We start from the raw sequence: 22,802 nt of genomic DNA on the forward strand, positions 1-22,802 counted from the left end.
ATCAATTCCGATTACTGCTGTGAAGTTTTGCTGCTATCAGCCTGTGGTTTGTCTGTATGCCTATCAACGTTTTTAAACATATCTACAATCAATAAACCTGCGCCAATAAAGATTGCACTATCGGCAATATTAAACGCAGGCCAATGCCAATTGTTTACGTAGAAATCAAGGAAATCGATGACATAACCATGTACTAAACGGTCGTAGACATTACCAAGTGCCCCCCCCAGGATAAACGCAAAAGCCACTGGCAAAAGCTTTTGTGACCGTGGCGACTGCTTAAGCCACCACAAGATTACCGCACTGATACCGATGGCAATAGCGGTAAAAAACCAACGCTGCCATCCACCAGCATTGCTTAAAAAGCTAAATGCTGCGCCGTAGTTATGCACATAAGTCAGGTTAAAAAACGGAAGAATTTCTATCGATTGATACAAGTTCATCGAATCTAGCACTGCATACTTGCTCCATTGGTCCAGAGCAAATGCCACAAGGCTTATCCACAGAAACCGCAGGCCAGTTTGACTAAAGAGCCTATTATTACCTGACGCGTTGGAATTAGGCATAGTGACGAGCTTCCCCTTCACCATCAATGTTAGTAACGCAACGACCACACAGTTCTTCGTGACCTGCATGTGTACCAACATCTTCTAAGTGATGCCAACAGCGCACGCATTTTTCGCCTTTCGCTTTATTAACGCTCAACCACAAACCATCAACATCGGTTTCTTGCGCGTCAGCAGGCTTACTGTCCACAAGGGTCAGTGACACACCTGAGGTGATCAGAACGAAACGAAGCTCATTGTCGAAGCTTGAAAGCGCATTGTATAAAGACTCTGTGGCATAAAGACTGATGCTTGCCTCTAGCGAGCCTCCTAGCTGACCTTCTTTTCGGGCTTTTTCCATTGCTTGGTTAGCGGCGTCTTTCACGCTGATAACGCTATGCCAAAGGTCATCATTAAAGGTGTCACTTTGAGTGAAGTCGTTAAAGCCTTCGTACCACGTTTCAGTAAATACAAATTCATTGCGTTCGCCAGGCAGCGCTTCCCAAATCTCTTGGGCCGTAAAGCTGGTGATAGGCGCAATCCAACGAACTAACGCTTCAATGATATGGTACATGGCAGTTTGGCATGAGCGACGTGCGATGCCGTCTGATTTTGCCGTGTACTGACGATCTTTAATAACATCAAGGTAAAATGAGCCAAGCTCAATTGAGCAGAAGTGGATAATTTTTTGCGTTACCACAAGCAGATCATACTTTTCAAACGCTTCAAAAAGTTCGTCTTGCAACGCTTTAGCGCGTGCAACAATCCAACGATCTAATGCGACCATTTCTTCTTCGGGCACTGCATTTTCAGCACTAAAACCGTTAAGGTTTGCGAGTAAAAAGCGAGCTGTATTTCTTACTCGGCGGTAAGAGTCTGCCGCGCGTTTTAAAATTTCATCAGAAACCGCAATCTCACCACGGTAGTCTGTCGACGCTACCCATAAACGCAAAATGTCGGCACCTAGCTTGTTAGTCACTTCTTGTGGCGCAACCACATTACCCACAGATTTAGACATCTTTTTGCCGTGAGCATCAACGGTGAATCCGTGAGTTAATACTTCTTTATATGGCGCGTGACCGTGCATCGCAGTTGACGATATGAGTGACGACATGAACCAACCGCGATGCTGATCTGAACCTTCTAAATAAAGGTCAGCACTTGCAGGAAGATCTTCTCGACGGTCAACCACAAAGTAATGGGTGACACCAGAGTCGAACCACACGTCTAACGTGTCAGTCACTTTATCGTAGCTATCCGCATCGCTGCCTAAAAGCTGAGCATCGTCAATGTCCCACCAGGCTTGAATACCTTTCTTCTCTACTTCTAGTGCGACTTTTTCCATAAGAGAGGAAGACTGAGGATGCACTTCACCAGTGAGTTTGTGAACGTATAGAGGAATAGGCACACCCCATGTACGCTGTCGAGAAATGCACCAGTCAGGGCGCCCCTCCACCATTTTTTCAATGCGGTTTTGGCCCCATTCAGGGATCCATTTGGTTTGCTTGATTTGCTCTAACGACTCCCCGCGCAACCCTTTATTATCCATACTGATAAACCACTGCGGGGTTGCACGGAAAATAATGGGCGTTTTATGACGCCAGCAATGTGGATAGCTGTGCTCGTATTTCACGTTCAAAACAAGGTTGCCCTTTTCCTGAACGGTTTCGATAATGGGTTGGTTCGCTTTAAACACGAACTGGCCTGCAAACAACGGTGTGTTTTCAAGATAAACACCGTTATTCCCTACTGGGTTATACACCTCAATATCGTACTGCTTACCCACATTGAAATCGTCAACACCATGAGCAGGCGCAGTATGAACACACCCTGTACCTGACTCAGTGGTCACATGGTCGCCAAGAATAAGCGGTATTTGGATATCTAAAAACGGATGATTAACCTCCAGTCTATCTAACGCAACACCGGTACATGTTGCTACTTCGCGGAATTCGTCCACACCGTAGCGAGTCATGCAGCTTTCAAGCAAGTCTTGAGCTACCACATACCAATCGTTTGAAGGCTGAACTTCAACAATGGTATAGGTTAATTCTGGGTGTAAGCTTATCGCGCGGTTTGCAGGCAATGTCCACGGTGTGGTGGTCCAGATAACGACCCCAGTATTATGAGCAAGCAGGTCTCTTTCTTCTACGCCAAATGCCGACGCAATGGCTGCTGAATCTGCAACAGGGAATTTCACATCAATGGCTGGCGACACTTTATCTTGGTATTCAACTTCAGCTTCAGCTAAGGCCGAGCCGCAGTCTGTGCACCAGTGAACAGGTTTAAACCCTTTTTCAAGGTGTCCTGAGTCTACAATTTTACCTAACGCTCGGATAATGTCGGCTTCAGAAGAAAAATCCATTGTTTTATAGGGATTATTCCATTCACCAAATATGCCTAAACGCTTGAAGTCAGCCATTTGACCGTCTATTTGTTTTTGCGCATAGTCGCGACATTTTTGACGGAACTCGGCAGCCGAGACCTTCTTACCTGGCTTGCCTACTTTCTTCTCAACCATAAGCTCAATAGGTAAACCATGACAATCCCACCCCGGAACGTAGGGAGAGTCAAAGTCAGACAGGTTTTTTGACTTAACAATAATGTCTTTGAGAATTTTGTTAACCGCGTGTCCAATATGAATGTTGCCGTTCGCATAAGGGGGGCCGTCGTGAAGAATAAAAGGCTTTTTACCTTTTTTAGCTTCGCGGATCTTGGTATATACCCCTTTTTCCTGCCAGTCTTTAAGCATCTTTGGCTCGCGCTGAGCAAGGTTACCGCGCATCGGGAACGCAGTTTCTGGAAGGTTCAATGTGGCTTTGTAATCACTCATAAAATTGTTTTATCCGGTTACCTTAAGTTTCATCCAATGTCGTTATGACACTGCGAAGGCGTTATATGATGCCGTTGCATTTAGTTGCATTTACATTTAAATGCGCGCTGCGACTTTATCACGATTTACTATGCTAACAACAGGCGCGCTTTGGCGGCATCAGCCTGTATTTGGTGTTTTAGTGCTTCAAAGGAAGCAAACTTAATTTCATCTCGTATTTTTGCCACCGGCAGTACAGTAATGGGCTTACCGTATAAGTCTGCCGACAAATCGAAAATATGTACTTCCAATTGATTTCTAACCCCATTTAATGTGGGTCTAGTACCAACATTTGCAACCCCATTGTAATGCTGCCCGTCTATGTCCACCCGCACCGCGAATACACCGTGAATGGGTGTTTTAAAACGCTTAAGCATGACATTAGCCGTGGGGAAACCTATGGTACGGCCTTTCTTTTCGCCGTGAACAACCCGCCCGTGAATAGCAAATGGACGACCTAACATTTCTGACGCAAGGCCAAAGTCGCTTTGCGCCAGCGCCTCTCTTACGGCAGTGGAGCTTATGCGGTGAGCATGCATGGTAAAACTTTGTGTACTGACCACGTCAAAACCGTAACGGCGCCCCGCGGCCTCTAGCATGGTGAAGTCGCCTTTACGGCCAAAGCCAAAGCGAAAGTCATCACCTACAACAAGAAATTTAACGCCAAGCTTATCAACCAACAAATCGTGGACAAAAGTATCAGCGCTTTGTTTTGCAAATTGAGCGTTAAAGCGCACGGCAAGAAGCCTGTCTACGCCTTGCTGGCTCAATAGTTCATACTTTTCACGAAGTGGACTGATACGCGCAGGTGCTTTGTCGGGTGTGAATACTTCTTCAGGTTGCGGTTCAAAAACCATAACAGTGGCAGGCAACGACAGCGAGCTCGCTTTTTCCATCACATTAGCGAGTACCGCCTGATGACCTCTATGGACGCCATCAAACTTGCCAATGGTGAGAATACACCCCTTATGGTGAGGTTTTACATTATCTAGCCCGCGGATAAATTCCACTGTTAACCACTACCTTTTAACGACTTAAAATTCAAAGCCCGCGATTATAGCTGACGCCGTCCGAATTACCAAGCGCCGTGCCAAGGAGACAAGCGCCGCAGTGAATCAGCAAAGTGCCACGCTAACGGATCCAGCTGCCGGCCTCCCGTCAAGGTACAGGGAGCTTATTCACCACCACTTCGAAAATGCCGCGGCCTCATTCCCAAAAGCACCATAGTAGTGAGGAAGCCACCAACGGATAACAAAATAGTAAGCCCCACTTCTACCATTTGCTGTGAAAGTGTAAGGTCAAAAAAGGCGAGCCCACGGTCGCGATAGTATATTAGCGCCCCCATCACCGCACTTGCTACCACAACACGAGCAATAAATAGCAGTGACGTTCTACTTAACTCGAACACACCTTGCTTTCGCAATGTAATGTATAATAGCCCAGCATTAAGCGTGGCTGACATACTTGTTGCAATAGCTAATCCAACATACCCGAATGGAATGGCAAAAATGAGGTTAAACACCATATTGGCAATCATGCACCATATACCAAACCTAACGGGCGTTTTTGTATCTTGGCGGGAATAAAACCCCGGAGCCAGCACCTTCACCAACATAAAGCTTATTAAACCAAAAGAGTAAGCGGTTAGTGAATAAGAGGCCATAATAGCGGTTTCGGCAGTAAATGCTCCCCGTTGAAAAATGACGGTGAGTATAGGGCGTGCCATCGTGCCCAGGCCTACCGCCGCGGGTATGCCTAACAAACACACCATTCGAAACGCCCAATCAATATTCGCGGCGAATGCTTTTGGGTTATTGGTGACGTGATTTCGAGATAGCGTGGGCAGAATAACAGTGGCAATAGCGATTCCGAATAAACCCAGTGGGAACTCGAGCAACCTGTCGGAATAATATAACCAGCTAATGGAACCGGTCACTAAAAAGCTGGCGATAAACGTATCGAACAATAAATTGATTTGGCCAACCGACACGCCGAACAAGGCGGGAATCATCAAGGTGCGCACTTTAACCACATATGCATCGTGCCAGCCCCATTTAGGTTTTACCAAAAGTCCGGCTCTGAATAAAAACGGCAGCTGAAAAAGAAATTGTACTATGCCACCAATAAATACCCCCCATGCTAGCGCGAAAGCTGGCTGGGACATACTAGGCGACAGGTATATTGCACAACCGATGATACATACATTGAGCAGTACGGGGGTAAACGCAGCAACGGCAAACTTATTTAATGTATTAAGGATGGCGCCAGAAAGTCCGGTCAATGATATAAAGGCCAGGTACGGAAACGTTATCTTGAGCATAGTTGAAGCAAGTTCAAACTTATCCCCTGCTTCATCGCCTTGCAGCCAAGCAACGAACCAACCGGTTCCAAACAACGCTGCAAGTACTGGCGATGCAATAATACCCACAATAGACACAATAAAAACAATGCCCCCTAGGGTTCCGCTCACTTTGGCGACAAATTCTCGTAGCTCTTTCCTATCATCATTGTTGTGTACTTCTGTGAGCACGGGGATAAACGCTTGGGCAAATGCGCCCTCGGCGAAAAGCCGACGTAGAAAATTAGGAATTTTATTAGCAAAGAAAAAAACGTCTGCAGCCGCTCCATCTCCCATAAGCTTTGCAACGACTACATCCCGTACAAGACCTAAAACCCGTGAAACTAGGGTCATAACACTGACTATTAAGCCTGATTTGATTAACTTACGTGACACGTTGGCGTTCCGATAGAGTAGAGGAAGGAGAGATAAGACGGTGATGATAACTAAAGGCGCTATCAGGTGAAACGATTTATTCAAAATAGTTGTGCATTTCTAGGTATTTTATTGCTATAATCCGCGCCCGTTATGGGATGCAATGTTTATGCATAGCTTTCGCGACGAATGCGCAACGTGTTGAGCACATCTACTGTTTTTAACAGAGGCAGTGTTCAATAGATTGTGCTTTCAAAATAGCCATCGATTTACATAGTTAAATCGTTTGACAATTTAGCGATTGGTAGGCACAATCCGCAACCTCGTTTTTGACATGAATTTATTTGGGAGTTACACCTTGGCTAACATTAAGTCTGCTAAGAAACGTGCAATCCAAGCCGAAAAGCGTCGTCAGCACAACGCTAGCCGTCGTTCAATGACTCGTACAAGCATCAAAAAAGTAGTTGCTGCTATCGCTAATGGCGATAAAGAAGGTGCACAAGCTGCATTATCTGCTGCTACTCCAGTACTTGACAGAATGGCTACTAAAGGCTTGATTCACAAAAATAAAGCTGCTCGTCACAAGAGTCGCCTAGCTGCACAAATCAAAGCACTAGGTTAATCTTTACGACTAGCAATTAAAAAGCGCCCTAGGGCGCTTTTTTTATGTCTGCATTTCTGTATACATGCTTTTTATATCCAAATGCTCCTTAAACCCAAATGCTTTGTAAAATCAAGTGCATTGATAAACTAAGTGCATTGATAAAAAAATGCATTCTCTTTATAAAGAATGCACTCGCTCCCTATCCCACTAACTCATTTTTCTTATTGTACTTGCTGGTGCAATGCGCATTACCCAGTGCAATAGTGCCCAAGGCCAGCTAGGTACGAAAGCACTTGCCTTTTCTTTTTCTATTGCCTTGACCATTGCCCGACAACCCACATCGGTATCAACGATAAAAGGGACTTTCTCTACTTTTTCATTGATTTCACTGCGAATAAAGCCTGGATGAATACAGGTGACTTTAATCGGCGTGTTCATCACATCCATGCGTATTCCTTCAGACAGTGATGTAAGGCCGGCTTTAGTGGCTGCATACACGGTCATGGCACGCCTAAAGCCTCTCACCGCACTGATGGAAGATATAGTCACTAGGTGGCCACTGTTCTGCGCTCTGAATATTGTCATCGCCGCTTCGCATTGTGCTAACGCAGACACAAAGTTGGTGGTAGCAGTTTGTTTATTCGCATGAAAATAACCCGTTCCTACAGATGCTCCCTTCCCCATTCCAGCATTAACAATAACTCTGTCAAGGCGTCCTAAATCTTGTTTAAACGCATCAAAAACCTCAAACACAGCGTCGTGATCATTAACGTCTAAAGAACGAATAAACACATTGATATCTGGGTTAAGTTCGAGTAACTCAGCTTTTAGCGTTTCAAGGTTTTCATAGCGCCTAGCACACAGTGCTAAGTTGCGACCTTGTTTAGCAAACTCAATGGCCATCCCTTTTCCAAGCCCAGAGCTTGCCCCAGTGATCAGAATATTTTCTCTTATAGTCATTATTTTTTTCCTGATGCTTTTATGGCCTTATTGCAGCGCCACAGTAAGTAATGAATAAATACCCAAAAACGCTTAAACGCCGGGTTATTAGTTTGTCCGTGATGATAACGATAATAAATTTGCTGAGCGATCCCCGCTAAACGGAAAAGCCCATACACTTCGTAAAACGTGAAGTCTTCTACGTCAATATCCATCTTCTCGCAGTAGTAGGCGACAACTTGCTTGCGGGTAAACATACCCTCTAAATGTGTGGGCTGACGACGAGTAGATTGGGCTAAAAAGTCATCATCGGCATCAACCCAATAAGCTAGTGAATTTCCCAAATCCATAAGCGGATCTCCAAGGGTTGCTAGTTCCCAATCAAGCACCCCAATGATGTCAGTGTAGTTATTTGGGTTAAGTACAACATTGTCGAAGCGGAAGTCGTTGTGGGTAATACATATACGTTCCTTGTCAGGCATGTGTCTTTCAAGCCAATGCATTACCTTTTTACCTGAGGGTACATTCCACGTTTTCGCTTTGCTGTAGCGCGCACTCCAGCCGCTAATTTGTCGCTCAATATAGCCCTTTCCTTTGCCTATGTGAGATAAACCGGCTTTCTCATGGTCTACCTTATGCAGCTCAATTAAGCTATCGAGCACATTGGTGCACAGCTGAGCCGTTTGTGCTTTTGTTGTGTTCAAATCTCGAGGTAGATTTTTGCGCGGTATAATGCCAGTGAACTTTTCCATCAGGTAAAAATCGGCACCAATAATCGATTCATCTTCACAATAGGCGTACATGGTTGGCACATAGCGATAAACCGGTTTTAGCGCTCGCTGAAGTTTATACTCTCGCTCCATATCGTGAGCACCTTTTGCTTTTGTGCCCGCCGGGCCTCTTCGCAAAATCATCGATGTATTGGGGTAATCTAAGCAGTAAGTCCAGTTAGATGCTCCACCTGCATACTGAGTTACTGCAGGCTTAGTTTCACAGCCATTACAACGGGCTTTCATGGTGTCATCGAGATTATCTTTAAGCCAATTATTTACCGCTTCTGCGCTAAGCTCTTCACCACTTCGCACTTTCTGTGCTTTATCTACAACGCCTTGGTTCATTCTTTCTCCGCTTTACACAGGTTAATGCTTTGCCTTTCTCGAGTTTTAGGATAAAGGACGTTAGCTGTCTCGCTTGTCCATTACTTGCTTCATGGTTTTGGTCTGCGACAGCATCATTTTCAAATAGCGCGTCGATGACAACAGCTTTTTCAACAAAAAGGCGCGCTTACCTTCTTTGTGCGTCAAAATAAGAAACTGCTTAGCGTTTACTTGCTGGTAAATACTTTGCGCTACATCCTCTTTGCTCATGTCGGCTTTGGCGAAAAGTTTATTCAGCATTTTATGTGATGCAGGATTGGCACTTCGCATCGACTCATCAAGATTAGTCTTGAAAAAACTGGGGCAAACCACACTCACCCCAACGTTATCTGGCGCAAGTTCCAACTTCATTGTTTCAGAGAAGGCCACCACCGCCGCTTTCATAGCGTTATAACTGCCCATATAAGGGATAGGCGTTATTCCGGCCTGCGAGGCAATATTTACGAAGTAACCGTGCCCCTGCGTTTGCATCAGTGGCAACAGCGCTCTACTCACTCGCACCATGCCTAACATATTGATATCGAATACCCATTGCCACTGCTCTGGCGTTTCATCAAGCAAGCTGCCGCCGGTGGCAACGCCTGCGTTGTTAAATACATAGTCGATACCCTGCCATTTAGCGCTTATCGTGCTGGCAAGTTCATTCACATTCGTTTCGGATGTGATATCGCAGGTAACGTAGAAGGCGTCGGCTCCTATTGAGGTAAGTGCCTCAACGGTCTCATTGCCGCGAGCCTGATTGATGTCGGCGATACAAATTTTTATGCCTTTATGCTTTTCAGCCCACTTAATGGCAAGTGCTTTGCCCAGTCCGGTGGCTCCACCGGTGATGATGATACGCATAGTTGTTCTGCTCTTTATTGTTATTGTTATTGAATATTAGGTGCTGAGTTTACCTTTTTTACTGGTGGATTCAAAAGTTCCGGCCTAATCAGCCGCAAACACCTAACACAACCACTGTAAAATAAGTGACAAAAAAGTATGTCAAAAACGTCACATTAGGCTGCTAGTGTTTGCAAAAAAACGAGAGAAGCTATGTTTACTGTCAACGACGTTTTAAACAAACATTACCCTCAGGTTGCGAACAATCCTCTTTTATTTAAATCGCTATCTTTCGCGCTAAGTCACCTTTTACACGAAAAAGAAATTCAAGCGTTTGGCGACACGTACCCGCATTACAATGATATTGATTTTGTTGAGCAGGTACTGGCGTATTTTAACGTCAGCTATTCCGCAAGAGACATCGAGAAAGAACGAATTCCTAGTGAAGGTTGTGTAGTGATAATTGCAAATCACCCTATTGGCTCTCTTGATGCACTTGCATTAATTAAACTTGTGAGTGAAGTTCGACACGATTTAAAAGTAGTCGCAAATGAAATGCTTATGGCCATTGAACCGCTGCACAGCATGTTGCTACCCGTGAACAATATGGAGGGCGGGACCCCAAAGCAGCATTTATCAGCCATTCACCATCATCTATCACAGGACGGTGCAGTATTAATTTTTCCCGCCGGAGAGGTCTCCAGACTTAGACCCCAAGGTGTTCGCGACACGCGCTGGCATTCAGGTTTTTTGCGCATTGCCCGTCACGCTAAAGCCCCTATTCTTCCCGTGTATATCGATGCTAAAAACAGCCCTATTTTTTATGGCGTGTCTATGATTTACAAGCCGTTGGCTACTGCGCTACTCGTGAAGGAAATGTTTAAGCAGCGACGTAAACATTTGCCCATCCGCGTTGGGGAACTCATTGCATTTGAGTCTTATCAACAGCCAACATTAGCACTAAAAGAAAAAGTGAAGTTATTTAAACGACATCTTTATCGCATAGGCAATAACAAAAAAGGCGTGTTCGAAACCCAAGCTGCTATTGCAATGCCAGAGGACAGAAAAGAGCTCTCACGGGCTGTTCGCGCCTGTGAACATTTGGGGCAAACCGGCGATGGAAAATCGATTTATCTTTATCAGCATACTCATTGCTCTCCCATTATGCGTGAGATAGGACGTCTTCGAGAGATAGCATTTAGAGCGGTTGGAGAAGGCACTAGTAAGCGACGAGACATAGACCGGTACGATTCTCACTACTATCACCTAGTGCTGTGGGATGAGCGAGACTTAGAGATTGTGGGTGCCTATCGTTTTGGTGACGCCCAAGCGCTCAGCGAAGAAGGCCACCCAACGGGATTGTACACCGCTACGCTGTTTGATTACGGCGAAAATAATGAAGCCCTATTTGAGCATGGCCTAGAGTTAGGGCGAAGTTTTATACAACCTCGATATTGGGGAAAGCGAAGCCTCGACTATCTGTGGTTCGGCATTGGCGTTTTTCTTAGTCGCTATCCAAAGTACCGCTATTTGTTCGGGGCAGTGTCATTAAGCAATGCCTATCCTGATACTGCTAAAGATCTTTTAGTGCAGTTCTACTCAACATACTTTCCGGCTAAGTTCGGTAGTGTTACGTGTAAACAACCTTTTTGCCCCGCAAGAGAGCCTTTGCATGTGTTTACAGGTAATGATTACAAAGCCGAATTCACCATACTTAAGCACCTACTCGCTAATATGGGCGTAAATGTTCCCACGCTGTATAAGCAGTATTCAGAAATAGCGAAAGCCGATGGTGTCGCCTTTTTAGGGTTTAACGTTGACCCAGATTTTAACGACTGTATTGATGGTCTTGTGGTGGTTGATGCAATGGCAATTACTGAAAAAAAGCGCAAACGATATCTATGCCACGATGAGCTAAAGGCAACGGCTTGAATACAGTTTAATAACGTATCTTAAGCATTTAGATACGTTGTTAGGACGAATTGATACTAACGGTTGATTTTTACTGTCAATCTTTACTACATATGTTCACAGCAAAGATTAACGCGCCCAAGTAGAGAATAAAATATCCGTTAGGTCGTTGGCATTTAATACCATACATTGATATAACAAGGCCTGAAATAATGTTTAGTCACTGTGAAGTGCGAAGCTTAGGGCCTTATATGATAAAAATAATTGTACTTATTCCACTTATTCTTTCTCTGCTGTGGTTCGGCTACTTGCAGGCAAACAAATATTCTCTAGAGCAAGGTAAGCAAGGCTTTTTGTATATATTGGTACTATCTGGTGTTATTGCATTATTTTATACGGTAATGATGTTTTTAACTCATTAGCGACACGCTAAAAACTAATGCTGTTTTGCTACTACTCATTACCCATATAATCTTATGCGAAATACATTTTATCTTAGGGCGATATTAGGGGTATCCGAGTGTAAAAGACCAACGGCCAGAAAGGCTTTATGTTATTCGTGTATGCACATTCAGGCTGTTCAATATTTGCGCTTTTTATTTCCTAGCTCCTCCCTTCTAGCTTTTATTTTCTACCTTTCAGTTTTTACTCTCATTTTATTCATTTCCTATCTTTTTTCGGACATGGGGCACACGGCGGCTCTGATGTTTCAAGCTTGATATTGTCGTTGTTGTGAACTTTGCCACCAGCATGGCGTAGTCATCTGTATAAAAAATGTTTAATCAATACATTGCTCTCCATTAGGGCCTTTCAAGCAGTCAGTGAAATTGTTCATTGACTGCTTGAAAGGCTGATCAAGAACCTCTAGCTTGCTGTGATTACTGTAAAGCAAAACACCTGTTGAGGCTTTCCCACGGAGCGCAATATAAAAGGAACTACTGCATGTCTGATAAAATGAAATGCCCCATCGCCGGTGGGTACAAGTCAATCGAGAGTAAACGTATTGAAGGCGCGATAGGTACTCCTCCAATGAATGCTGATTGGTGGCCGGGTCAACTACCCATTGCATTACTTCACAGCCAATCTCCATCAGCAAACCCGCTAGGTGAAGATTTTGATTATCCCGCTGCATTCGCCTCTCTCGATTTAGACGCAGTGAAAAAAGATATTTTGGAGCTTTTGACCACATCGCAAGATTTCTGGCCTGCGGATTACGGTAACTATGGCCCTCAGATGATTAGAATGGCGTGGCACTCTGCTGGTTCATACCGCGTATTCGATGGACGTGGAGGGTCGGCGCAGGGGCTACAGCGCTTTGCTCCTCTTTACTCTTGGGAAGACAACGGCAACATCGATAAGTCGATACGCCTATTACAGCCTATTAAGCTGAAGTACGGTGACAACATCTCTTGGGCAGATTTGATTATGCTAACGGGCAACCTTGCGCTAGAGCAGATGGGTTTCAAAACCTTTGGCTTTGGTGGCGGACGCATTGACTGCTGGGAGGCTGATGACGCCACTTATTGGGGCCCAGAAACTGAAATGGCCACTCAAGACAAGCGTTGGACAGGTGAGCCTGGTACAGAGGACTATGACCTAGAGAATCCGCTCGCCGCGTCTCGTCAGTCGCTTATTTATGTTCATCCAGAAGGCCCTTTTGGCAATATGGATCCCATTTCCTCAGCGCAAGAAATTCGTATTACCTTTGGAAGAATGGGTATGAATGACGAAGAGACCGTTGCGCTTATTGCAGGCGGTCACGCGTTTGGTAAAAGTCACGGCGGCTCGGACAAATCGCATTTAGGCCCAGAACCAAGCGGAGCACCCATTGAAAGCCAAGGCCTAGGCTGGTTAAACAGCAATGGCTCGGGCAATGCCCAGTACACCACCACAAATGGCATTGAAGGAGCATGGACATCAAACCCTATCCGCTGGGACCACGAGTACCTAAAAAATCTATTTAAATTTGAGTGGGAACAAACAGAGAGCCCGGCTGGGGGTAAAGCATGGCGTCCTAAAAATGGGGAAGCTGCTGACCTTATACCTGACGCACATGTAGAAGGACTTCGCCATCCTCCTATGATGATGACCACCGACATAGCCCTTATCAAAGATCCTGCTTACCTAAAAATATGCGAGAAATTTGTTGAGCAGCCAGAACTCCTCGACGAGGCGTTTGCCAAGGCTTGGTATAAATTAATCCATAGAGATATGGGTCCTAAAAACCGTTTACTCGGCCCAGATGTGCCAGACGAAAGCTTAATTTGGCAAGATCCTATTCCAAAGTGCGACCATGAACTCATTGGTGAAGTCGACATTATTGCGCTTAAAGCCAGTATTCTTGCAACTAAACACAGTATCTCTGCGTTGGTAAGTACTGCATGGGCCTCTGCATCAACGTTTAGAAAAACGGATCTGCGCGGCGGCGCCAATGGTGCAAGAATTCAGCTTGAGCCAATGATTAACTGGGAAGTTAATAATCCTACCCAACTTAAAAGCGTACTTGAGTCACTTAAAGAAATTCAGAAAACTTTTAATGATGCGCAGACAAGCAAACGAGTTTCTCTTGCCGACCTTGTAGTATTAGCAGGTAGTGCGGCCATAGAAAAAGCAGCACAAGAAGCAGGCGTTGACGTTACCGTACCTTTTGAGCCTGGACGAATGGACGCTACGCAAGAGCAAACCGACGAGCACAACATATCGGTTCTTGAGCCTCATGCCGATGGCTTTAGAAACTACGTAAAAGGTAAGTATGGTGCAGATACTGAACGCATGTTAATCGACAGAGCCCATCTGCTTGATTTATCGGCTCCTGAACTCACTGCACTAGTTGGCGGCCTTCGGGTTCTAGACACCAATTACGACGGCTCTCAACACGGTGTTTTTACACAAACACCAGGGGTATTAACCAACGACTTTTTTGTTAACTTGCTAGATATCAATACTAAGTGGAAGCCGGTAGATGAGGCCAATGAGCTTTTTGAAGGCAACGATGTAGCAACGGGAAAGAAAAAGTGGTCGGCCACGCGGTGCGATCTTGTGTTCGGGTCGAACTTACAGCTAAGAGCAGTATGCGATGTTTACGGTGCCTCAACAGGCCATGAAAAATTTGTTCATGCTTTCGTAAAAGCGTGGCACAAAGTCATGATGCTAGACCGTTTTGAACTGCAAAACGAACGGTATCGCAAATAAGCAACGCTTAATCGCTAACGCTATCACGCTATTAAAAAGCCTGGCCACTCACTTTGCTGGGCTTTTTCTTTTACCCGCTCGGACACGCTTTTTCTAAACAAGGATGAAATATCACAAGGTTATGACAACATTTGATAATAACTACGTACAGGTACGGGGCTCTCGCGTTCACAATTTAAAAAGCCTCAATGTAGATATTCCAAGAAACAAAATTGTGGCATTTACTGGAATATCAGGCTCGGGCAAGTCCTCTCTCGCCTTCGGCACGCTTTTCGCCGAAGCTCAACATCGCTACTTAGACTCGGTATCACCCTATGCGCGGCGGTTGATAGACCAAGTTGAAACTCCCGACGTAGACAGTATTGAAGGTCTTCCCCCGGCAGTTGGACTGCATCAGCAGCGAGGTGCCCCTTCAATACGCTCATCGGTAGGCAGTATCACTACTATTTCTAATACCCTACGCATGCTGTATTCACGGGCAGGCGATTATCCGCAAGGGCAAAGTATTATTTATGCTGACGCCTTTTCACCGAACACGGTAGAAGGTGCCTGTGAAACATGCCACGGGATAGGTAACGTATTTGATGTTACGCAAGAAAAGCTCGTGCCCGACCCTAGTCTGACAATTAGAGAAGGCGCTATTGCAGCGTGGCCTGGGGCATGGCAGGGCAAAAACTTAGTTAGAGTATTGTTATCACTTGATATTGACGTAGACGTTCCGTGGACCGATTTACCCCCTTCCACGCGAGAATGGATTTTATTCACCGATGAAACACCGCAAGTGCCTGTATATCGGCACTACAATTTAGCGCAGACACGTAACGCATTCGCAGAGGGTGAGCCTGCCAGCTACAAAGGAAAATTTGTTGGTGCTAGACGCTATGTACTTGATACGTTTAAATCTACCCAGAAAGAAAAAATTAAAAAGCGTATTGCAGAATATCTAGATGTGTCTACCTGCCCTAGTTGCGAGGGCAAAAAACTGAAAGCTTCGTCCCTTTCCGTAACAATTTGTAATCTGGATATCATCGAATTTTCTCGTTTATCCCTTAGCGATGTAGTGACTCATTTAACCGCCTTAATGAACAATGTAGATAGTCAAAGTAACGAACGCGCCATGGTGATCCGTAATTTAGCTAGCGATATTATTGCCCGTATAACACCTATAATATCTCTTGGCCTTGGCTACCTCTCGTTAGAGCGCAGCACAACCACCGTCTCTGGTGGTGAATTACAGCGATTGAGGTTGGCGACTCAAATTAAATCTAAACTATTTGGTGTGGTTTACATCATGGATGAGCCCTCTTCCGGATTGCATCCACACGATGTCAATGCGCTACTTAGTGCTTTTAGTGAATTGGTAGAGGCAGGAAATACTGTTTTTGTTGTAGAGCATAACTCACGCGTTATACAACACGCAGACTGGGTAGTGGATATTGGGCCCAACGCTGGGGTTGATGGCGGAGAGTTAATCTATAGTGGGCCTGCTGAAAAACTTAAAGACGCTAGTGGCTCAAAAACATCACGCTTTCTCTTTGACAATTCTCTTGCGCTTACTCGTTACAACAGAAAGCCCTCAGGATGGCTTTCCCTAGCCAATATAACTAAAAACAACCTGAACAATTTTCATTGTGACTTTCCCCTAGGCACGATCGCCACGGTAACCGGCGTGTCGGGCTCTGGGAAATCGAGCTTGGTAAGTCACGCACTAGTAGAGCTTGTGAGGAAATCTATAGGTTCTGATAAATCACAAAGTATACAGGCAGATAGAGATTTTAGTGAATCTGCATTGCTAAAAGGTAGCCAAGAGAAACCCGTCGAAGGAACGATAACCAATGGCATTGAGCAGGTTAAACGGTTAGTTGTTGTTAATCAGGCGCCAATAGGCAGAACGCCGCGTTCCAACCTAGCAACGTATACCGGCCTTTTTGATCACGTCCGAAAATTGTTTGCGGCTACTGAGTTAGCAAAAAAACGGCGTTATGACGCGGGTCGCTTTTCATTTAATACCACAAAAGGGCGTTGCGAAAACTGTGAGGGAGTGGGCTTTGTATCGGTAGAACTTTTGTTTATGCCCAGTGTCTATTCCCCCTGCCCTGTATGCAATACTAAGCGATACAATGAAGACACTCTGGCCATTACATGGAATGACTTATCCATATCAGATGTATTGTCCCTTACCGTGTCCGAGGCACATGCCATATTTGCTGACGAGCCGCCAGTTTACCGCGCTCTTGATGCACTTCAAAAAGTGGGGCTTGGCTATTTGCGCCTTGGTCAGCCTGCGACAGAGTTATCAGGCGGAGAAGCACAAAGAATAAAACTTGCTACAGAACTAAAACGCGCCGAAAAAAAGAATACGCTCTATATTCTTGATGAGCCTACTACGGGACTTCACCCTGCTGATATTAGTTTGTTGATGAAACACCTAAATGCATTAGTCGATGAAGGCAGTAGCGTGATAATGGTAGAACACAACATGCAGGTAGCATCGGCTAGTGATTACATCATTGATATCGGTCCGGGAGCGGGCGATGAAGGTGGAAGCGTTGTGGCTCAGGGAACGCCATCAGAAGTAGCAAAAAGCACCGAAAGTAAAACTGCGCCGTTTCTAAATCATGGGTTTTAACATACAGTAGTAAAGCCAAATGAGCTACAAAGCGCTTTGTAGACGAAAAAACCACAAAAAAAGGGGGCACTTAACAGTGCCCCCTTTATCACATACTCGTTATCTTTTTAAACTTTATACGCTTTCTGAAATCGTAACGTCTGCTTGAGAACGAAGCGCTTCAATATATTGCTCGTATAAACGCTGTCCTCTCATCTGGCCAAGACGCTCTTTAAGGCTATTGCCTAACTCAGCTTCAAGTACCGGCGCTGCGTTAACACCTTCTAGCTTAACGACTGCCACATCACCATTAACCGTTGTTGCAACATCGACATTTTTTTCGCCCTCTGGAGCAAGTGTAAACAAGGTCTCAACTACTGCAGCATTCAACGTACCGCCATTTCTTGGTACTGCTTTGGCAGTTTCCCAACTAGCAGACATTTCGGATAAAAGAGATGATACGTCTTCTTTAGCTCTTACCTTAATAGCAACATCTGAAGCCCACGCTTGCGCAGCTTCTCTAGCCTTAGTTGATTTCACAGATGCAGTAATGCTATCGCGTACTTCGTTGAGCGTCTGAGTGCGCTGTGGCTCGTGCTCTATAACTCGAACAACAACAATGTTTTCGTCATCTAACTCAATGATGTCACTGTTTACGCGTTCTTCAATAAGTTCAGGGGAAAACGCGTTTTCTAATAGTGCAGGAAGGTTTAATTCTTCTGGCGCCGCACTACGGCTGAACAACGCTGTTTCTTGTACTGGGAGATTTACCGCATTTGCTGCATCTTCAAGAGTATCAGGCACTTCAAACGCAATTTCTGCCAACGTATTTTGTAACTCAAAATACTTTTCCATTGCTTGGTCATACAATAGGGAGTCACGTATATCACTCGCTACTTCTTCGAATGATTTAGTTTGCGCTTCGTTGATGTCAGTGAGTTTAATGATGTGGAAACCAAAATCAGTTTCAACAATATCAGACACGTCGCCTACATTCTCCAACGCAAATGCCGCTTCATCAAATTCAGCGTCCATCATTTCTGGCGTTATAAAGTCTAAGTCACCGCCATTTTCAGCAGAAAAAGTGTCGTCTGAACTTTCTGATGCCAGTGTGGCAAAGTCAGCACCGTTATCAAGCTGGGCTTTTAGTGCCTCTATTTCCGCTCTTGCAGTATCAACATCATTACCTGATTCAATCAAGATATGAGAAACGCGGCGTTCTTCTTCTTTACCGTAGCTTGGTAAATTCGCTTCGTAATACGTACGAACCGCATCATCGTCTACAGACACTCTACCTTTAAGGTCTTCTACACTTAGTTTTACATAAGCAAGCTTAACTTTTTCCTCGGTATCAAAAGAAGCAATGTTGTTGTTATAGAACCCTTCGATGTCTTCTTCGGTAATTTCCACTGAATCAGCAAAGCGAGTAGCACTCACAATGGCGTATTTTGCGTCGCGAGTTTGGCGTTGAAGCATGTTCGCCTCTTCCACTTCACTATCTAGTGCGAAAGCTGAGGTAGTCAGTGCAGCAGCAAGCTGATTTTGTGTCATCTGGATGCGAAGGTAATTACGAAAATCCGCCGGTGAGAAACCGTTTTGACGAAGGATAGTTTGAAAACGTTCGTTATCAAATTGACCGCCAAATTGAAATTCTGGCATTTGCACTATGGTTTCGCGAATTTGTTCATCACTTACCCGCAAGCCAATCTCCGCGGCCTGTTGCTGGATTAATTTTTCTGAAATTAAGCGGTCCAACGCACTACGTCTAAAGTTTGCGAGGTACTCTTCACTTGAAAATAGCTGAGCAACACTCTCGCCAAACTGTGATTCCATTTGCGCGCGCTGATTTTGATACGCACGGTCTAGTTCTTGGGCCGAGATCTCTTCGCCATTTACCGTGGCCACTGCAGACGTGCCTGGCGATGTGAGGTAGCTTCCTACACCAGCAAATACGAAACTCAAAACGATTAGCGCAATGATTGCCATCGCCCATGGGCCTTGAGAACCTTCTCTGATTCTTTCTAGCATGATTATTCTTCAACTCCGTTGCTTACTACTGATACCAGACTCAACCTCTTCGCAAAGCGACGAGACCACTGCCATTGGTAAAATAAGCGATGATTATAACCTAATGCCGATGAAGATAAACGACCTAAAACAAACTAATCTGTGTGTTACTAAGACTTTCTTATCCGGCTTAGTGCAAGGTAAACGTTATTCGCGGCGGGGTTATTAACTATTGTTGTATACAAATAAAAAAGGCGATGGACTAGCCATCGCCTTTTTTTATATTTTTTGGCTTAGTTACAAGCGTCTTTCAGAGCTTTACCGGCTTTGAAAGATGGTACTTTCGCAGCTGAAATCTGAATAGTCTCACCAGTTTGTGGGTTGCGGCCACTGCGAGCTGAACGTTCGCGAACTGAGAAAGTGCCAAAGCCTACTAGTGCTACTTGGTCGCCTTCCTTAAGCGCCGCAGTTACTGAGTCTGTGAATGCGTCAAGTGCGCGCCCAGCTGCTGCTTTAGAAATATCTGCACCAGCAGCAATTTGGTCGATAAGTTGAGACTTGTTCACTATTTTGATCCCCTTCAATTGTTATTATACTGTTTGTCCAAAAAAATGGTCTGGACTTTATAACAAGCTTGATCGTTAACATCAAGCATCTGTCACAATTAATTAACTTTTAAATTAATCGCTGCAATCCCTTTTGTGGCAAGGCTTCAAGCGATAACTATTTTAAGGTAACACAACTTTTCTGTCTTGAAAGCCCTAATTTTGAAAAAATCGACAATTCTTTAATTTTACGTACAATTTTTAATCAAAACGTACAAGAAAATGGCTACATCCCTTTAGAATTAAGCATTGTAACCATCACTATTTGCTATTTTTTTTCTATTTTAAAACTTTCAACCGGCTCTTGCAGCGCAATATCTAGCACATCATCAATCCATTTCACTGGATGGATGGCCAAGTCTTTTTTCACGTTATCAGGAATTTCTTCCAAATCTCGCTCGTTGTCTTTAGGAATAATTACGGTCTTAATACCGCCTCGGTGAGCGGCCAACAGTTTCTCTTTAAGACCACCTATAGCAAGCACCTCACCACGCAGAGTTATTTCTCCCGTCATAGCGACTTCGCACTTCACTGGATTACCAGTTAGGGATGACACCAACGCGGTACACATCGCAATACCCGCACTTGGACCATCTTTAGGTGTCGCACCTTCCGGTACATGAACATGTATATCACGTTTCTCATAGAAGTCTTCGTTAATGCGAAGCTTTTCTGCACGGCTTCGCACAACCGTCATGGCCGCCTTAATTGACTCTTGCATAACATCGCCAAGAGAGCCGGTTGAAGTCATTTTTCCCTTGCCTGGCACAGACGTTGTCTCAATAGTGAGTAAGTCTCCACCAACTTGAGTCCACGCCAATCCAGTTACTTGGCCAATCTGGTTGTCTTTGTCAGCTTTGCCGTAATCGAAGCGCTGAACACCTAAGTAATCTTTTAGATTATCCTGAGTGACAGACACCTTACCTTTGTTCTTCTTCAAAAGAACGTCTTTCACAGCTTTACGACAAACCTTTGAAATCTCACGCTCTAGGCTTCTCACACCAGCTTCTCGTGTGTAGTAACGTATCATGCCGATAACCGCAGAATCGGTAATTTCAAGCTCTTTAACCTTGAGACCATTGCGCTCCATTTGCTTGCCAATTAAATGATTTTTAGCAATGTTGAGCTTTTCATCTTCGGTATAGCCAGACAAGCGAATCACTTCCATACGATCCAGCAACGGCCCTGGAATATTCATGCTGTTTGATGTAGCAACAAACATCACATCTGAAAGGTCATAATCCACTTCTAAATAGTGATCGCTGAAACTGTTATTTTGCTCTGGGTCAAGCACTTCAAGAAGCGCTGATGCCGGGTCGCCGCGCATGTCAGATGAAATCTTGTCGATTTCATCAAGCAAAAACAGCGGGTTCTTCACCCCAACTTTCGCCATTTTTTGAACCAATTTACCGGGCAGTGAGCCGATGTAAGTTCGACGATGGCCTCGAATTTCTGCCTCATCTCTCACGCCGCCTAGCGCCATACGCACATATTTTCTGCCAGTTGCTTTAGCGACAGACTGGCCCAGTGATGTTTTACCTACACCAGGAGGACCCACTAAGCACAGGATTGGACCTTTCAGCTTTTTAACTCGTTGCTGAACGGCTAGATACTCAAGAATGCGCTCTTTGACCTTTTCAAGACCATAGTGGTCTTCATTGAGCACTTCTTCGGCCTTAGCTAAGTCTCGTTTCACCGGAGAGCGCTTATTCCATGGAACATTAGTAAGCCATTCAATGTAACTGCGCAGCACAGTAGCCTCAGCGGACATAGGCGACATCATCTTCAGCTTTTGAAGTTCTGACTTCGCTTTGTCCTCTGCTTCTTTAGGCATTTTGGCGTCAGCAATCTTTTTTGCTAGCGCTTCAAATTCGTCAGGTGCATCGTCTAGCTCGCCAAGTTCTTTTTGAATAGCTTTCATTTGCTCATTCAAATAATACTCGCGCTGACTTTTTTCCATCTGTTTTTTAACGCGGGTACGAATTTTCTTCTCTACCTGCAATAAATCGATTTCGCCTTCCATGAGCGCCATCAAGTATTCAAGACGCTCGTTTACTCCTTGCATCTCTAATACTTTTTGCTTTTCGGCCAGCTTAAGCGGCATGTGAGCAGCCATGGTGTCGGCTAAGCGCGCTGCGTCTTCAATGCCATTTAAAGAAGTTAGCACTTCAGGTGGTATTTTTTTGTTGAGCTTTACGTAGCCTTCAAATTGAGAGACTGCGGAACGAATAAGTACTTCCTGCTCACTCTCTTCAATGCCTTCGTCTTCCATTTGGTCAACAGAAGCAACAAAATAAGGTTCTGCCTGCGTATAGCTTTCAATGACACCCCGCACACTCCCTTCGACTAAAACTTTTACGGTGCCATCGGGTAGTTTTAAAAGCTGTAGAATAGTCGCAATAGTACCTACCGTGTAGATATCGTCAGCTTCCGGCTCGTCTACACCTGCATCTTTTTGTGCTACTAAGAAAATTTGTTTGTCGTTTTCCATCGCCGCTTCTAGGCAACGGATAGATTTTTCACGCCCTACAAAAAGGGGTATGACCATATGCGGGTATACGACCACGTCCCGCAGGGCAAGCACAGGAATTTCAATGCGATTTTCACGCTCAACTGTCATACTTGTTCTCAATTTATTTGCGATGTCGTTTTATATGGGGATGTAAGAGCAAAGTTCAATCAAAACTTATTAAAGTGCGTTAATTCCTTACTGTCCCTCACCTTCTGCCTCTACTTGAAGCAACTTTAGTACGTGAGTTGGATATTATCGATTACATTGCGTCGCGTTTATTACAAGCTCACACAAATACCATTATCGATTTTTGCG

At 44.7% G+C, this 22,802-nt stretch carries 15 protein-coding genes; 5 read left to right on the top strand and 10 right to left on the bottom strand.

The window, feature by feature from the left end:
* Nucleotides 1-11 precede the first annotated feature (11 nt).
* From lspA to murJ, 4 genes are all read right to left on the bottom strand, one after another.
* Nucleotides 12-566, bottom strand: coding sequence for a signal peptidase II (gene lspA, locus O9X84_RS13405; protein ID WP_269520229.1), 555 nt, complete (start codon nucleotides 564-566; stop codon nucleotides 12-14).
* On the bottom strand, nucleotides 559-3,378 hold the full coding sequence (gene ileS / locus O9X84_RS13410; protein ID WP_269520230.1) for an isoleucine--tRNA ligase: 2,820 nt from the start codon (nucleotides 3,376-3,378) through the stop codon (nucleotides 559-561). Before ileS ends, lspA begins: the two co-directional genes overlap by 8 nt.
* 128 nt (nucleotides 3,379-3,506) lie before the next feature.
* A complete protein-coding gene (gene ribF / locus O9X84_RS13415) occupies nucleotides 3,507-4,427 on the bottom strand; it encodes a bifunctional riboflavin kinase/FAD synthetase (protein ID WP_269520231.1) in 921 nt (306 codons plus the stop codon).
* Between the two features lie 164 nt (nucleotides 4,428-4,591).
* The gene (gene murJ / locus O9X84_RS13420; protein WP_269520232.1) at nucleotides 4,592-6,151 is read right to left on the bottom strand and encodes a murein biosynthesis integral membrane protein MurJ; all 1,560 of its coding nucleotides are present in this window, start codon (nucleotides 6,149-6,151) and stop codon (nucleotides 4,592-4,594) included.
* Between the two features lie 337 nt (nucleotides 6,152-6,488).
* Here murJ and rpsT point away from each other — a divergent pair, with 337 nt between their 5' ends.
* A complete protein-coding gene (rpsT, locus tag O9X84_RS13425) occupies nucleotides 6,489-6,752 on the top strand; it encodes a 30S ribosomal protein S20 (RefSeq protein WP_032096948.1) in 264 nt (87 codons plus the stop codon).
* Between the two features lie 189 nt (nucleotides 6,753-6,941).
* On the opposite strand, the gene O9X84_RS13430 is transcribed toward rpsT, so the two are convergent.
* Genes O9X84_RS13430 through O9X84_RS13440 form a run of 3 tightly spaced genes read right to left on the bottom strand, consistent with a single transcriptional unit; the run spans nucleotide 6,942 to nucleotide 9,673 of the window.
* Nucleotides 6,942-7,694 (bottom strand): SDR family oxidoreductase, encoded by a 753-nt coding sequence (locus O9X84_RS13430; protein WP_269520233.1) that lies wholly within the window; start codon nucleotides 7,692-7,694, stop codon nucleotides 6,942-6,944.
* Nucleotides 7,694-8,791: a phosphotransferase family protein gene (locus O9X84_RS13435; protein ID WP_269520234.1), complete on the bottom strand. Its 1,098-nt coding sequence runs from the start codon at nucleotides 8,789-8,791 to the stop codon at nucleotides 7,694-7,696. Before O9X84_RS13435 ends, O9X84_RS13430 begins: the two co-directional genes overlap by 1 nt.
* 60 nt (nucleotides 8,792-8,851) lie before the next feature.
* On the bottom strand, nucleotides 8,852-9,673 hold the full coding sequence (locus O9X84_RS13440; protein ID WP_269520235.1) for an SDR family oxidoreductase: 822 nt from the start codon (nucleotides 9,671-9,673) through the stop codon (nucleotides 8,852-8,854).
* A gap of 192 nt (nucleotides 9,674-9,865) precedes the next feature.
* Here O9X84_RS13440 and O9X84_RS13445 point away from each other — a divergent pair, with 192 nt between their 5' ends.
* The 4 genes from O9X84_RS13445 (at nucleotide 9,866) to O9X84_RS13460 (ending at nucleotide 17,384) form a co-directional block, all read left to right on the top strand.
* Nucleotides 9,866-11,584: a lysophospholipid acyltransferase family protein gene (locus O9X84_RS13445; protein WP_269520236.1), complete on the top strand. Its 1,719-nt coding sequence runs from the start codon at nucleotides 9,866-9,868 to the stop codon at nucleotides 11,582-11,584.
* Nucleotides 11,585-11,814: 230 nt separating this feature from the next.
* Nucleotides 11,815-11,985, top strand: coding sequence for a hypothetical protein (locus O9X84_RS13450; protein ID WP_269520237.1), 171 nt, complete (start codon nucleotides 11,815-11,817; stop codon nucleotides 11,983-11,985).
* Between the two features lie 520 nt (nucleotides 11,986-12,505).
* Nucleotides 12,506-14,755 carry a catalase/peroxidase HPI gene (katG, locus tag O9X84_RS13455; protein WP_269520238.1) on the top strand — a complete coding sequence of 750 codons (2,250 nt, stop codon included), beginning with the start codon at nucleotides 12,506-12,508 and terminating at the stop codon, nucleotides 14,753-14,755.
* Nucleotides 14,756-14,876: 121 nt separating this feature from the next.
* Nucleotides 14,877-17,384 (top strand): excinuclease ABC subunit UvrA, encoded by a 2,508-nt coding sequence (locus O9X84_RS13460; protein ID WP_269520239.1) that lies wholly within the window; start codon nucleotides 14,877-14,879, stop codon nucleotides 17,382-17,384.
* Nucleotides 17,385-17,498: 114 nt separating this feature from the next.
* Here the strand turns inward: O9X84_RS13460 and O9X84_RS13465 are convergent, their stop codons facing one another.
* The 3 genes from O9X84_RS13465 to lon all read right to left on the bottom strand — a co-directional run bounded on the left by O9X84_RS13465 (nucleotide 17,499) and on the right by lon (nucleotide 22,595).
* On the bottom strand, nucleotides 17,499-19,391 hold the full coding sequence (locus O9X84_RS13465; RefSeq protein ID WP_269520240.1) for a SurA N-terminal domain-containing protein: 1,893 nt from the start codon (nucleotides 19,389-19,391) through the stop codon (nucleotides 17,499-17,501).
* 272 nt (nucleotides 19,392-19,663) lie between these two features.
* Nucleotides 19,664-19,936, bottom strand: coding sequence for a nucleoid-associated protein HU-beta (gene hupB, locus O9X84_RS13470; protein ID WP_044057587.1), 273 nt, complete (start codon nucleotides 19,934-19,936; stop codon nucleotides 19,664-19,666).
* A gap of 307 nt (nucleotides 19,937-20,243) precedes the next feature.
* Nucleotides 20,244-22,595, bottom strand: a complete 2,352-nt coding sequence (gene lon, locus O9X84_RS13475) for an endopeptidase La (protein ID WP_269520241.1) — start codon at nucleotides 22,593-22,595, stop codon at nucleotides 20,244-20,246.
* Nucleotides 22,596-22,802 lie beyond the last annotated feature (207 nt).

It is taken from the genome of Alteromonas sp. BMJM2 (genome assembly GCF_027257845.1).
GTDB lineage: Bacteria > Pseudomonadota > Gammaproteobacteria > Enterobacterales > Alteromonadaceae > Alteromonas.